Raw genomic sequence first — 13,794 nt, forward strand, 5'->3', positions numbered from 1 at the left:
CGAGTGGATCCGGACGGTCGGGCCGAGGCGGCGCCGTGACGCCCAGGGCCCTCGGTGGGCTCCCCCGTCGTCCTGGCGGGCAGGCCCGGACCGCTCGCCGGTGACCCGGTGACCGGTGACCAGCGGCCGGGCGACGAACTCCCCGCCCCCGCACGGCGTGATCGGTCATCTGTGGGGCGAGGCCTGTCCGGGTCCTTGGCTGCCCAGGTTCCCGGTCCCTGTCCGGATTCCTGCTCCCTGCCCGGATTCCCGGGCAGGCCGGGCCACACTCCATACATACGGGGATAATGGTGCGATATGGGCCTCACGTTCTTCGACGACAGGCGTCTGGCAGGTGACCTCTACGCGGCGGCGAGCCAGAGCACCGGCCCCGAGCAGGTAGGAGCGGGGATCTCGCGGGTGCTCGCCCCCATCGTCGCCCACGACGGCCTGAGTCTGGTGGGGACCGACCCCGCGACGGGTCCCGGGCTCGGCAGTTTCAGCTTCTGGCACGAGTACGACCCCGCGCTGGTCCGGGCGCTCGTCATGCACCGGCACCTGGGAGGCGGCCCGCAGCGGCCGGCGATCCCGACGCTCCTGCGGACCCCGGCCGTCGTCGTGGGGGCCGCCACGGACGGCTCGCCCGTGACGGACCCGCGCATGCGGGAGATCCTCACCGCCCACGGGGCGAGTTCCGAGCTGCGTCTGCTGCTGCGGGACCGGCGGGGCGTGTGGGGAGCGCTCGGGCTGCTCCGCTGCGCGGGTACGGCGCCGTTCGGCCAGGACGATGCCGAGCGGGCGGCTCGGCTCGTACCCGCGCTGCTGACCGCCCTGCGCCGGTACGCGACCGCCGGCCCGCTCTGCCCCGAGGTTCCGCCCCTGTCGCCGGGCGTGATCACCGTCGGCCCCGACCACCGGATCAAGGCGGTCAGCCCGCAGGCGCAGCTCTGGCTGGACCAGTGGGCGGCGCGCGCCATCCCCTCGTGGGTACCGGAAGCCTTCCTCCTGTCGCTCTCCCTCGTCACCCGGGCGGAGGCCCGCCGCCGGGGCGGTTCGCTCCCTCTGGTGTGCGCGCCCCCGGCGGTCTGCGGCCGCTGGACCACCTGCCAGGGCCAGGTGCTCGACGGGGGCGCCACCGGCGATGTCGCCCTCGTCGTCCAGGGGGCCACCTGGGACCTCGTCCTGCCGTCCCTGTGCGCGTGGTACTCCCTCACCCCCCGGGAACGCGACGTCGTCACGCAGCTCCGCACGAAGGCGTCCGTCAAGCAGATCGCCCGCCGCCTCGACCTGTCCGCGTACACGGTCAACGACCACCTCAAGTCGGTCTTCCGCAAGACCGGAGCGGACGGGCGGGACGAACTCGGCGCGGCGCTCACCCGCTGACCCTGTCGGCGCCGGGGCCGTCCCTGATCCGTTCGGCGAGGCGGTGTCCCGGAAGCGTTCCGTACGGGGCCGCTCCGGCCGATCCGGCGCCTCCTGTTCCGCCGTCCGTCCATCCCTGACATCAGGGGGTCGCGGCGCCGCGGATCCGGCCCACCATGAAAGGGAAGACCGGTACCCAGCCGGCCGGCTCGCACAACGAGGACGGGGCGAACACCCTCGTCGAGCCGCCGGCGCGAACGGTCCGGTCCGCCGGAGACCCCCGTACCGGCCTGACGCACACGACAGGAGGGCACCGGCCTGGCGCCGCCCCGTCGGGATCCTCCTCACCGAAAGGACGAGGACATGACGCACAACACTCTTCGAGAAGCCGCCACCAGCGACACGGCACGCGACAACAGCGGCGTGGTGCAGGCCCGGGCCGAGGAAGTCATCCCGTCTGCGGGCGGGATCGAGGGCAAGGCCCTGCTGAATCCGGAGATGGCCTCCCAACCCTTCGAGATGAGGGGCCACGGCGTCTTCGAGCGGATCCTGGACGTCCCCGGTTTCAAGGGAGCCCACGCCATGGTGCTCGGCTCCGTCACCGAGTACAACAGGGCCAGCGACAAGCCCGTCATGGGAGCCGCGGCCGTCACCCTCCACCAACTGGTGGCCATGGACCAGGGCAAGGTGGGGGTCCGCGTCGGAGTGAACTGGCCCGAGGACCTCGACATCCGGGTCACGCTGCTGTGGTTCCTCACCTGACGGCACGGCACACCAAGGGGGCGCGGGTGACCGCGCCCCCGACACCCGTGCACGCGCGCCCGCCCTTCTCCTTACCGGTCCGGGGCCCGTGCCTCCTCCAGGCTGATCGCCTGGACGGGACAGGCGCGGGCCGCCTCGCGGACCAGGGTCCCGCCCGCTCCGTCCTCGCGGCCGGGCAGGACGGTGCCGAAGCCGTCGTCGTCCTGGGTGAAGACATCGGGAGAGACCAGGGCGCACTGGCCCGCCCCCATGCAGATGTCCGGGTCGATGGAGATGCGCACCCGTGGGCCTTCCCTTCTCGTGGGGCCGGATTCTCGCCTGGCGGGGGCGCTCACCAGGCGACGGGGAGTTCCAGCATCCCCTGGATCGTGTCGCCGGGCTTGAAGGGGATCTCCTCGGCGGGTGCCGCGAGTCGCAGGCCGGGCAGGCGCCGCAGCAGCGTGCCGAGGGCGATCTCCAGTTCCGCGCGCGCCAGGTTCTGGCCCAGGCACTGGTGGATGCCGAAGCCGAAGGCGACGTGGTGCCGGGCCGTGCGCTCCCAGTCGAGTGCGTCCGGGTCGGCGTAGACCGCGCCGTCGCGGTTGATGAGGGAGGTGGAGAAGACCACCCCCTCGCCGGCGCGGATGACCGTCCCCTCGATCTCCAGGTCCTCACGGGCCACGCGCAGCATGCCGTCCGCGATCGACAGGAACCGCAGGAGCTCCTCCACGGCCGTCGGCAGCAGGCTCGGATCCGCGCGGAGCTGCGCCATCCTCTCGGGGTGACGCAGCAGCGTGTACGTACCCAGAGAGATCATGTTGGCGGTGGTCTCGTGCCCCGCGACGAGCAGGATGGTCGCCAGCTGCACCAGCTCCTCGCGGTCGGGACCGCCCTCGCGCGCCTGCCGTGCGACCAGGTCGTCCAGGACGCCGTCGCCGGGCTTGGCGCGCTTGCCGTCGATGAGCTCGCCGAGGTAGCCCTCCAGCCGGGCCAGCGCGTCCTCGATGTCCTCCCCCGTGGGGCCGCGGAGCAGCCGTCGGGACTGTTCCTCGAAGAAGTCGTGGTCCTCGTACGGCACACCCAGCAGGTCGCAGATGACGATCGAGGGCACCGGCAGCGCGAACGCGCTCACCAGCTCGGCCGGCGGACCGGCCGCCTCCATGGCGTCGAGCAGCCTGTCCACGGTCGCCTGGATCCGGGGACGCATGGCGTCCGTGCGCTTGAGCGAGAAGCTCGGGATCAGCATCCTGCGCTGGACGTTGTGCTCGGGGTCGTCCCACCCGAGGAGCGCGGCGCGCCGGCGGCTGCGGAGGGCCTGGGCACGTTCGGTGGGGATCGGGAAGTCCGGGTGGGTGGAATCGGTGGACAGGCGCTGATCGGCCAACAGGGCCCGCGCGGTCCGGTGTCCGGTCACGAACCAGACTTCCCGGCCGTCCCACAGGGTGACCCGGGACAGGGGACGGTCCTTGCGAAGGGGGTCGTACGCGGCCGGGGGGTGGTAGGGGCAGGATCGGCTCTGGGGAAAGGCGACGGCGTCTTCCGTTGTCGTCATCAGGGACCTCGCAGACGGCGGATCGTTGGCTCCGGCGTTGGCGCCACACCCACTACATGCCTCAGGCATCTATCCGGTCTACGCGGAGTTCGGCCAATCCCGGCCTGGCCCCCACCCCCGGCCGACTCCGGCGGGCGGGGGTGGGGGGGGCTGGGGACTGGGGGCGCGGTCGGTCAGGCGTCGGCGAGCGGGGTGGCTCCCAGCCTGATGTTGTCCACGGCCCAGAACCAGTTGTTGCCCGCGTGGTGGACCCGGAAGCCCACCTTCACGGAGCGCGCGTCGGCCGGCACCGGGAAGGAACAGGTCACGAGACGGTTCTGCTGGTCGCGGCCGTTGTTGGTGTTCCCGGACGGGGCGCTGGAGTAGTGCAGGACCCGAGAGGTGGCGCCGGTGTCGAAGGCCACGGTCACCTCCGCCTCCTGCGGGCTCTCCTGGCGGTAGTGGGAGTCGAAGCCCAGGTACAGCGTCGGGGTCCCCGCCGGGATCGCGACCGCGGGCGTCGTCAGCGTCGAGTCGAAGGTGCCGCGGCTGGACGGGCTGCCCGTGTCGTCCCAGTCGTCCGGGTCGGCGACGGCGACGATGCCCAGGGACCGGCCGAACGCGCCGCGTTCCTGGCCGGCCGGGAACCAGAACTGCCGGGACAGGAACGACCAGCCGTCGAGTTCCTCCGTCCCCTGGGGCATCCCGGCCGCGTTGGTGACCGTCCACCCCTCGGGCGGGGTCCGCGTCCAGCCCCGCAGCCCCGGACGGCTCAGGTCGGTGGCCGGGGCCAGCCGGTCGGCGAGGGACTCGAAGTCCTCGGCGAGCAGGTAGCCGGTCATCACCGGCCCCACCCGGGTGGCCAGGGTCCCCGTCTGCTCCACCGCCGAACCGCCCGCGGTGCGTGCGCCGACGGTCGCCTTCAGCGTCGCCGAGGTGCGGGCCGCCGCGGCCGGCGCCGTGACCTCCCAGACCACCTTCACCGACGTACGGGCCGGAACCGAGGCCGGGGTGCCGGCGGCCGCCTCGGCACGCCACCCGTCCGGTGCCGCCAGCGCCGCCGACAGGTCGGTGAGCGGGGCGTTGCCCGCGTTGGTGACGGTGGCGGTCACGGCCAGCGGCCGCTCGGGGTAGAGCGCGCAGCCGTCGGTGCCGGGGGAGCTCGCCGGCGCGGTCAGGGTCAGGGTCACCGCGCGGGCGACCTCGGCCCGGACCCGGGCGTCCGCGACGCGCAGCAGGCCGTCGCCTTCGGCGCGGGCCACGACCGTGAGGGTGGCGCCGGTGGCGTCCGCCGCGGGGGTGACCGTGAAGCGCAGGTCCGCCGATCCGCCGCCGGGCAGGCTCCGCGGGACCGGCCCGGCGGACTCGACCGTCCAGCCGGCCGGTGCCGACAGCGACACGGCGAGGTCCCGCAGCCGGTCCGTCTCCTCGTTGCGTATGCGCACCGTCACCTCGGCGGGGCTGCCCTGCACGAACGGGGCGGTCAACGGCGGCAGCGGCTCCGGCAGGGTGAGGGCCGCGCTCAGTGCCGGACCGGTCCCGATCGCCGGGTCGGTGGCGCCCGGTCCGCTGTCCGCGGGCCGGCCGGACATCCGCCGCAGGAAGCGGGGGTCGTCCTCGTCGAGCACCACGATGTCGTACCAGCCGTGGCGGGCGAGCGGTACGGACACGGTCCGCGTGCGGCCGGGTGCCAGCCGGACCCTCTGCACACGGCCCTCGCCGCGCCGCGGATGGGTGGACTCCCCCACCAGGAGCGTGCGGGTCCGCTCCGACGGGTTGCCGCACTCCACGTCGACGCTGCGGGCGTGGGCGCGCTCCACGACATGCGCCTCGGCGCCGGTGCCCGCGCCCCGCAGTTCCCACCGTGCCCAGCCGGGGCCGTGCACCTGGAGGTCGTAGCCCTCGGGGCCGTACGGCAGGCTGCCGGTGGTGCTGTCCCGGCCGGCGACGGTCCACGTGCGCGGAGCGGTCCCGTCCCCCGGGTACGCGGTGATCGCGGCGGCCCGCCGCCCCTCGTTGCCGAGTCCCAGCCGCACCTCGGTGGCGGTGACGGCGGCGTGCAGCGAGAGCCGGTACGGGGACGGCCGGGTGGGGCGGACGCCGGGCTCCTGGACGGGCCGCTCCTGCGTCGCCGGCGGCACCGGGTTCCAGCGGCCGATCGGTACCGGGACGGCGCCGGGCTGCTCCACCTCGGGCTGCCGGTAGGCGCGGTCGAAGTCGAACACGGAGGTCAGGTCGCCGAAGACGCTGCGCCGCCAGGCGCTGATGTTGGGTTCCTGGACGCCGGTCCACTTCTCCAGGAACCGGATCACCGAGGTGTGGTCGAAGAGCTCGGAGTTCACGAACCCGCCGACCGTCCAGGGGGACACGACGGTCATCGGGACGCGTGGTCCGGGGCCGACGGGGCGGCCGCCCACCCAGTCGTCGCCGTCGCCGGTGTCCGGCCTGGGCGCGGTGGGAGCGGGGACGTGGTCGAAGTAGCCGTCGTTCTCGTCGAAGTTGATGAACAGCGCGGTCTTCGACCAGGTCCCGGGGTCCGAGGCGATGGCGTCCAGGAGGTCGTAGACGAGGCCGGCGCTGCCGACGGGCGTGGAGGAGCCGGGGTGTTCGGACAGTGCGGCCGTGGGCACCACCCAGCTGACCTCGGGGAGGGTCCCGGCCTTGATGTCGGCCTTGATCCGGGTGAGCAGGGTGCCCGGTTCGGAGCGGTAGGCGCCGCGGAGGAAGAGCCGGCGCTCGTCCTCGGGGAGGGCGTCGACCGCGGTGCGGAACCGGGCCAGATCGGCCTGTCGCGCACTGTCGTTCTTCGCCCACAGCTTGTCGTAGAACTCCTCGGTGGTGGCGTGGGCGAACCCGGCGGCGGTGAGGATCTTCCGGCCGATCCGCTTCCAGGGCTTGAAGTACTCCACCGCGTTGTCGGTGAAGTTGTCCCATTCCTGGTAGATCTGCCAGGAGACCCCGGCGGCCTCCAGACGCTCCGGGTAGGTGGTCCAGTCGTAGCCGGCGTGGCCGTAGGAGTACGCGGCGTTGGTGACGGCCCGGCCCCCGCCGTTGGGCTCGAACCCGGTGGTGCCGGTCCACAGGTAGTTGCGGTTGGGGTTCGTGGAGCCGAAGACGGAGCAGTGGTAGGCGTCGCAGAGGGTGAAGCGGTCGGCGAGTTCGTACTGGAGGGGGATGTCGCGCCGGTCGTAGTGGGCCATGGTGCTCTGGCCCTTGGCCGCGATCCAGTCGTTCCACCATCCGTTCGCGCGGGCCTGCACCCCGTCGGGGAAGCCGTGCGGCAGCGAGCCGAGGTACTGGATGTCGCTCTCGGGCCGTCCGGCGTCGACGGCCGCCCGCCGCGCGGAGAACGGCAGGACGGCGGGCCCGCCGGCGCGGGGCTGCTCGAACACGCTCGTACCGTCGGGCAGTCGCAGCGCCCCGCTGTCGCCGAAGCCGCGGACGCCCCTGAGGGTGCCGAAGTAGTTGTCGAAGGAGCGGTTCTCCTGCATCAGCACGATGACGTGCTCGACGGCCCGGAGGCCACCGCGCGGCAAGGGGGCGGCCATGGCCGTGAGGAGGGAGGGCGGCAGGACGGAGAGCGCGGAGCCCGCGGCGAGAGTGCCGAGGACCTTACGGCGTGAGAAGTCGGACATGGCGGGGAGGCTAGGACGTGGGACGGCGCCTCGAACACCCGTCACGCCAGGGATTCGCCGACTGTTCACACCAGGGACTCGTACGAAATCCGCAGGTCAAAGCTTTGATCACGATGCGGCGGGCGGTGACGGATGGACTGCCGGCGCCGGGGGTCGGCCGGGTTCGGCCCTCTTTCAGGGGCGGAAGGTGCGGCGGTAGGTGTCGGGCGGGACGCCGACGCTGCGGTGGAAGTGGCGGCGCAGGGTGGCGGCGGTGCCCATGCCGGTGGCCGCGGCGACGGTGTCCACGGTGGCGTCGGTGGTCTCCAGCAGTTCCTGCGCGTGGCGAATGCGCTGGGTGTGGAGCCATTGCAGCGGCGTGGTGCCGGTGAGGCGCTTGAAGTGGCGGCCGAGGTGACGTGAGCTCATGCCGGCCTGGCGGGCCAGGCCCTCCACGGTCAGCGGCTGGTCGAGCCGCTGCAGCACCCAGGGGAAGAGCTCGCCCAGAGGGTGGTTCCCCTGCGCGGGGAGAGGGGATTCGATGTACTGCGCCTGGCCGCCGTCGCGGTGCGGCGGGATGACCAGGCGTCGGGCGATCTTGTTGGCGTTGGCCGAACCGTGGTCCAGGCGGACCAGGTGCAGGCACAGGTCCATGGCGGCGGCCTTGCCCGCGGAGGTGAGGACGTCGCCGTTGTCGACGAAGAGGACGTCCGGATCGACGGTGGCCGCCGGGTGACGCCGGGCCAGTTCCCGCGTGTGGGCCCAGTGTGTGGTGGCACGCCTGCCGTCGAGCAGTCCTGCCGCGCCCAGGATGAAGGCGCCCGTGCACAGCGAGGCCACGCGGGCACCGGCCGTGTGGGCCGCACGCACCGCCTCGACCAGCTCGACGGGTGGGTCACGGTCGGTGTCGGCCCAGCCGGGCACGATCACGGTGTCCGCGTGCGCGAGCTGGTCGAGTCCTCTGTCGGGTTCCAGGCGGAAGCGGCCGACGCGCACCGGCGCGCTCCCGCACAGGGAGAAGTCGTACCAGGGATCCACGAGGTGGGTCAGGTCGGATCCGAAGACCTCGACAGCCACGGACAGTTCGTAGTGGAGCATGCCGTCGGTGACGGCCAGTGCGACAGCGGGCATGTCCGGAACTGTACGGGGCATGTCGTTTCCGACACTCGTGCGGGGTGCTGCCGGAGGGCCAGGCTGTGTGTGTCGGGCCGCGGCGGATCGAGCTCGCGGCGGGCGTTCGAGTGCACGGGAGATTCTCATGGGGTCAGGCAAGCCGGTGACGGTGTTCGGCGCCTACGGTCACACCGGTCGGTTCGTGGTCGCGGAGCTGTCGGCGCGGGGGTTCACCCCGGTGCTGTCCGGGCGCAACGCACCGGCCTTGGAGGAGATGGCCCGCGAACACGGGCTGGAGGCCCGGGTGGCGTCGGTCGAGGACCCGGCTTCGCTGGACCGGGCCCTGGCGGGCACCGCGGCGGTGATCAACTGTGCCGGCCCCTTCGCTTCGACCACCGGCCCCGTCATCGAGGCCGCGCTCCGCGCGCGGATCCCCTACCTCGACGTGGCCGCCGAACTCGAGGCCAACCTCGACACCTTCGCCCACTACCGCGAGCGGGCCCGGGACGCGGGCGCGGTGATCGTCCCGGCCATGGCCTTCTTCGGCGGGCTCGGTGACCTGCTGACCACCGCGGCGATGGGCGACTGGGCCGAGGCCGACGAGGCGCACATCGCCTACGCGCTCAGCAACTGGCACCCCACCACGGGTACCCGGCTCTCGGGGGCGGTCTCCCGCGCGCGCCGCGGCGACCACCGCCTGCGCTACAGCGGCGGGCAGTGGGAGCGCCGCACCGACGCCGCGCCCACCCTGGAGTGGGCCTTTCCGGAACCGATGGGACCGCGGCAGGTGATCGGGGAGTTCACCATGGCCGACGTCGTCACCGTCCCCCAGCACCTCTCCATCCCCGACGTGACCACCTACATGAGCGCCGAGGCGGCCCGGGACGTCGCCGCCCCTCACACGCCCGCCCCGACCGCCGCCGACGAGCGCGGGCGCTCGGATCAGACCTTCCTCGTCGACGTCGTCGTCCGCTCCGGAGGAGCCGAACGCCGGGCCACGGCCGGCGGCCAGGACATCTACGCCGTCACCGCGCCCCTCGTCGCCGAGGCCCTCGATCGCGTCCTGACCGGCCGCACCAGGACCGTCGGGGTCGCTTCCGCCGGCGAGATCTTCGACGCCTTCGACTTCCTGCACGCGCTCGGCCCGCACGTCACCTTCGACCTGCACCCGCAGCAGCACGCCTGACCCGATCAGCACGCCTGACCCGATGCGATTCCCTCACGGTCCCGCTCCTGGGAGCGAGGGTGCGGGTGCGGGTGCGGGTGCGGGTGCGGTCTGGGTCTGGGTCTGGGTCCGGGTCCGGGTCCGGGTCCGGGTCCGGGTGAAGCCTCGGGGCGTCCGCCCCGACCGGCTCAGCGCACCAGCTCCGCCGCCAGCAGGTCCATCAGCAGGCCGTCGTGCCAGGTGCCGTCCGCGCCCCGTTCGTACTGGCGCATCACCCCGACGGGGCGGAACCCGGCCTTCTCATAGCAGCGGATCGCCGCCGCGTTGTCGGCGGCGGGATCGATGACCAGCCGGTGGAAGCCGTGGTCGTCGACGAGGTGGCGGGCGAGGGCGCGGACGGCGTCCGTGCCCAGACCCCGGCCGTGCACCGACGGGTCGAGGAACAGGTCGATCCCGGCGTGCCGGTAGTCCGGCTCGTCCTCGGCGTACCACTGGATCATGCCCACGATCCGGTCGGAGAACCGGATGGTCAGACAGCGCGTGTCGGGGTCCTCCAGGTCGGAGGCGACCTCCCCGGCCAGGTCGTCCTCCCCCCGCCAACGGGCCCGCACCTCGGGCGTGGCCCGGATGGCGGCCAGGGCGGGGACGTCCTCAGGGGCCGAGGGGCGCAGGACGACGGCGGCACCGTACAAGTCGCTCATGCCCTCAGCTTGCCCGACGCCTCACCGGTGCGTGGGGCCGTCGGTACGTTTGCGGCCACCGGTACGGGAGAGACGCGCCCTGTGTCCCGTCGCACGGGCCCGCCCGAAGGGCCCGTCGCGTGCGCCCGCCTCCGACCGGAAGGCACCCATGAACAGCGTCATTGCGTACACGGCCGCCCCCTCGCTCGCCTCGGCGGGCTCCAACGCCCTGGGCTTCGCCCTCGTCGTCGGCCTGATCGTCGTCGCCCTCCTGCTCGGCGCCTTCTGGTGGGGCTCCCGCCGCGTGGCGCGCCGGCGACGTCCCGTCGGCGACGTCACGGCTCCGCGTCCGGGAGCGCCCCGCGACGATTCCTGGTCGACGCCCGACGAGCCGCGGGAGGACGGCGGCCGGCGCGGCTGAGCACCTCAGTCCGGCGACGGAGCTCCGTCCTCGCCGTGCGGGGGCGGACCCGTGACGATCCTCGGCAGCCCGGCCGGGTGCTCCCTGGCGAGCCAGCGGACCAGCTCCTCGCGGACCCCGCAACGCAGCGTCCACAGCTCGTCCGGGTCCTTCGCCGTGACCAGCGCCCGGACGGTGATGCCGGTGGGCGAGGTGTCCGTCACCGCGAGGTCCCAGCCTCGCCCGTCCCAGCCGGGGCACTCGTCGAGAAAGCCGCGCAGATGCGCCCGGAGCGCCGGGACCGGGGTGGCGTGGTCGCAGTGGAGGAAGACCGTGCCGGTCATCTCGGCGCCGCCGCGGGACCAGTTCTCGAAGGGGCGCGAGGTGAAGTACGAGACCGGCAGCGTCACCCGCCGCTCGTCCCACGTGCGGACGGTGAGGAAGGTCAGGGTGATCTCCTCGACCAGGCCCCACTCCCCGTCGACGACGACCGTGTCGCCGATCCGGACCATGTCGCCGAAGGCTATCTGGAAGCCGGCGAAGAGGTTGCCGAGAGTCGACTGCGCGGCCACGCCGGCCACGATGCCGATGATCCCGGCCGAGGCCAGCAGCGACGTGCCCAGCGCCCGGAAGGAGGGGAAGGTCACGAGCGCCACCGCGCAGGCGATCACCCCGACGGCCACCGACACCACGCGGGTGATCAGCGTGACCTGGGTCCGCACCCGCCGCACCCGCGCCGGGTCCCGGGTGCGCCCGGCGTAACGCGCGTACGAGGACTCCACCAGGGCGGTGGCGACGCGGACCGTCAGCCAGGCACCGCTCCCGATCAGACAGAGCGTCCGGAGCCGATCGACGAGCCCGGCGTGCTCCTGCGCGGGCGTCCAGCCGGTGACGCGCATCGCCCAGCCGAGCAGGGCGGTGAACAGGACGACGAACAGGGGTGTACGGCAGCGGCGCAGCAACCCCCACAGAGGCGTGCCGGGACGCCGGGTGTCCGCGCGGCGGGCGGCGAGGTCGGCCGCGCGCACGGCGCCGTACGCGACCAGCGCGGAGCCGCACAGGGCGATCAACAACCGCAGTGAGTTCTCCATACTCTCCCGCCTGACCACCGACGTGCCGGCCAAACAATCCGGTGCGTCCCAGGCCCGGTTGGCCCGCCGGTACGCACCGCCGGCCGCGCCCGTGACGAGGCGGCGACCGGGCCGGTGACGGATGCGGCCGCCTCCCGTGACGAACCGGCGACCGGGCCCGGGACGGAGACGCCGGGCCCGGGGCGGAGACGCCGCCGGGCCCTGGACGGAAAAGCTGCCCCGCGCGTTCGCCTCCCCAAGGACCATTTCGCCGGGCCCGTCTCCTCCCGGAGGCGTAGCCGATCCGCTCCTCGCGCGGGATTCCGTACCGCCACGATCCGCGAAAGGGTGCTGCGGACCGATCCCTCCGCACCCACGAGGAACTGACACCCTGTGCGCACCCGGATAGCCTCCGTCGTGGCGGTCGCCGCCGCCGCGGCGCTCCTGCCCGCCCTGACCCCCGCCGTCGCCGCCGCGCCGCCGCGCACCGCGGTCACGGCCGCCACCCCAGCGACCACCATCACCGACGCCGACGCGTCGGCGTCGTACACACGACAGAAGCCGCGCTGGACGCCCTGCGACCCGCAGGCGCCCGCCGACCTCGAATGCGCGACCATCAAGGTTCCCCTCGACTACGGCGCCCCGGCCGGCCGGAAGCTCGACCTCGCGATCTCCCGGGCGAAGGCCACCAGCCCCCGGGACCGGCGCGGGGTCCTCCTCCTCAACCCCGGCGGCCCCGGCGGGCCGGGCCTCGACATGCCGCTGTGGATGGCGCCCCAACTGCCCGACGCCGTGAAGAAGCGGTACGACCTCATCGGCTTCGACCCGCGCGGCGTCGGCCGCAGCTCGCCGGTGAGCTGCGGCCTCACCGGCGACGAGCTGTCCTGGCAACGCCCGTACAGGGCGGGGTCGTTCGACCGGGACGTGCGCTGGGCGCGGACCGTGGCCGAGAAGTGCCGCGCGCGGAACGGCGCCGTCCTGCCCCACCTCACCACCCGCAACACCGCCCGCGACATGGACGTCGTCCGTGCCGTGCTCGGCGAGAGGAAGATCTCGTACCTGGGCTACTCCTACGGCACCTATCTCGGGGCCGTCTACACCCAGATGTTCCCGCACCGTGCCGACCGGTTCGTGCTGGACAGCGCCGTCGACCCGGCACGGGTCTGGCGCGGCATGATCCAGGTGTGGGCGGAGGGCGCCGAACCGGCGTTCACCCGCTGGGCCGCGTGGACCGCGCGGCGGGACGCCACGTACCGGCTCGGTGACACCCCCGGCGAGGTCCGCGCGGCCTTCTGGAAGATGGTCGCGGACGCCGACCGCACCCCGGTCGAACTCGACGGCATGCGGCTGACCGGCGACGACATCAGGATCGGCGCCCGCGCCTCCTTCTTCGACCCGCAGGCCGCCGCCGAACTCGTGGTCCGGCTGAGGACCGCCGCCGAGGGCGGCACCCCGCCGCCGGCGCCGTCCCGGGGGACCGTGCCGGAACGGCCCGCCCCGCCGTCGTTCGCCGGCCGAGCCGCGACGCGAGCCGGTGCCGACATCTCGGATATCCCCGGCGTCCCCGACGTCCCCGACGTCCCCGACGACAACATGGACGCGAGCTTCTGGTCCGTCGTCTGCGCCGACACCCGCGCCTGGCCCCGGGATCCGGAGCAGTACCGCCGCGACGCGATCCGCGACAAGGCGGCGTACCCGCTCTACGGCGACATCGCCTCGCACATCAAGCCGTGCGCGTTCTGGCCCGCCGGCTCCGAGCCCGCGACCCGGGTGAACAACTCCTCAAGGGCGCTGATCCTGCAGAACGAGTGGGACTCCCAGACGCCGCTGGTCAGCGGCCAGGGCCTGCGCCGGGTCCTGAAGGGCGCCCGCCTGGCCACCGTCCTCGGCGGCCAGGGCCACGGCGTGTACGGCTCCGGCTCCTGCGCCGACGCGACGGCCACCGCCTACCTGACGACGGGCCGGCTGCCCGCCGCCGACGTGACCTGCCGTGCGGCACCGCAGCAGGTCCGCCAGGACCTGCGGCTCCCGCTGCCGTCCCCGCAGGTCTTCTGAGCGACCGGGGCTTCCCGCGCGGGAGGCCCCGGACCAGCGGCACGAAGGGTTTCCGGGCGTGTGCCCCACGCCCGGAAACCCTGT

General features: G+C 73.6%; 11 protein-coding genes. 5 read left to right on the top strand and 6 right to left on the bottom strand.

From position 1 onward, the window contains the following. The first annotated feature begins 297 nt into the window (after positions 1-297). A complete protein-coding gene (locus AB0E19_RS00100) occupies positions 298-1,362 on the top strand; it encodes a helix-turn-helix transcriptional regulator (RefSeq protein WP_362170612.1) in 1,065 nt (354 codons plus the stop codon). Between the two features lie 342 nt (positions 1,363-1,704). Then, a complete protein-coding gene (locus tag AB0E19_RS00105; RefSeq protein ID WP_362170615.1) occupies positions 1,705-2,103 on the top strand; it encodes a hypothetical protein in 399 nt (132 codons plus the stop codon). Positions 2,104-2,174: 71 nt separating this feature from the next. Here the strand turns inward: AB0E19_RS00105 and AB0E19_RS00110 are convergent, their stop codons facing one another. From AB0E19_RS00110 to AB0E19_RS00125, 4 genes are all read right to left on the bottom strand, one after another. Then, entirely contained in the window at positions 2,175-2,384 is a 210-nt protein-coding gene (locus AB0E19_RS00110; protein ID WP_362170618.1) for a ferredoxin, read from the bottom strand. 50 nt (positions 2,385-2,434) lie between these two features. Continuing rightward, a complete protein-coding gene (locus AB0E19_RS00115; protein ID WP_362170621.1) occupies positions 2,435-3,634 on the bottom strand; it encodes a cytochrome P450 in 1,200 nt (399 codons plus the stop codon). Between the two features lie 173 nt (positions 3,635-3,807). After that, positions 3,808-7,248: a phosphocholine-specific phospholipase C gene (locus AB0E19_RS00120; RefSeq protein ID WP_362170624.1), complete on the bottom strand. Its 3,441-nt coding sequence runs from the start codon at positions 7,246-7,248 to the stop codon at positions 3,808-3,810. 174 nt (positions 7,249-7,422) lie between these two features. After that, positions 7,423-8,358, bottom strand: a complete 936-nt coding sequence (locus AB0E19_RS00125; protein WP_362170628.1) for a helix-turn-helix domain-containing protein — start codon at positions 8,356-8,358, stop codon at positions 7,423-7,425. Between the two features lie 127 nt (positions 8,359-8,485). On the opposite strand from AB0E19_RS00125, the gene AB0E19_RS00130 reads away from it, so the two are divergent. After that, on the top strand, positions 8,486-9,526 hold the full coding sequence (locus tag AB0E19_RS00130) for a saccharopine dehydrogenase NADP-binding domain-containing protein (protein WP_362170631.1): 1,041 nt from the start codon (positions 8,486-8,488) through the stop codon (positions 9,524-9,526). Between the two features lie 167 nt (positions 9,527-9,693). On the opposite strand, the gene AB0E19_RS00135 is transcribed toward AB0E19_RS00130, so the two are convergent. Next, on the bottom strand, positions 9,694-10,206 hold the full coding sequence (locus tag AB0E19_RS00135) for a GNAT family protein (RefSeq protein WP_362170634.1): 513 nt from the start codon (positions 10,204-10,206) through the stop codon (positions 9,694-9,696). A gap of 148 nt (positions 10,207-10,354) precedes the next feature. Here AB0E19_RS00135 and AB0E19_RS00140 point away from each other — a divergent pair, with 148 nt between their 5' ends. After that, positions 10,355-10,606 carry a DUF6479 family protein gene (locus AB0E19_RS00140; RefSeq protein ID WP_362170638.1) on the top strand — a complete coding sequence of 84 codons (252 nt, stop codon included), beginning with the start codon at positions 10,355-10,357 and terminating at the stop codon, positions 10,604-10,606. Positions 10,607-10,611: 5 nt separating this feature from the next. On the opposite strand, the gene AB0E19_RS00145 is transcribed toward AB0E19_RS00140, so the two are convergent. Further along, positions 10,612-11,676: a mechanosensitive ion channel domain-containing protein gene (locus tag AB0E19_RS00145; RefSeq protein ID WP_362170641.1), complete on the bottom strand. Its 1,065-nt coding sequence runs from the start codon at positions 11,674-11,676 to the stop codon at positions 10,612-10,614. Positions 11,677-12,048: 372 nt separating this feature from the next. Here AB0E19_RS00145 and AB0E19_RS00150 point away from each other — a divergent pair, with 372 nt between their 5' ends. Continuing rightward, positions 12,049-13,710 carry an alpha/beta hydrolase gene (locus tag AB0E19_RS00150; protein WP_362170644.1) on the top strand — a complete coding sequence of 554 codons (1,662 nt, stop codon included), beginning with the start codon at positions 12,049-12,051 and terminating at the stop codon, positions 13,708-13,710. Positions 13,711-13,794 lie beyond the last annotated feature (84 nt).

Origin of the sequence: Streptomyces sp. NPDC047974 (genome assembly GCF_040653375.1) — a bacterium.
Lineage (GTDB): Bacteria > Actinomycetota > Actinomycetes > Streptomycetales > Streptomycetaceae > Streptomyces.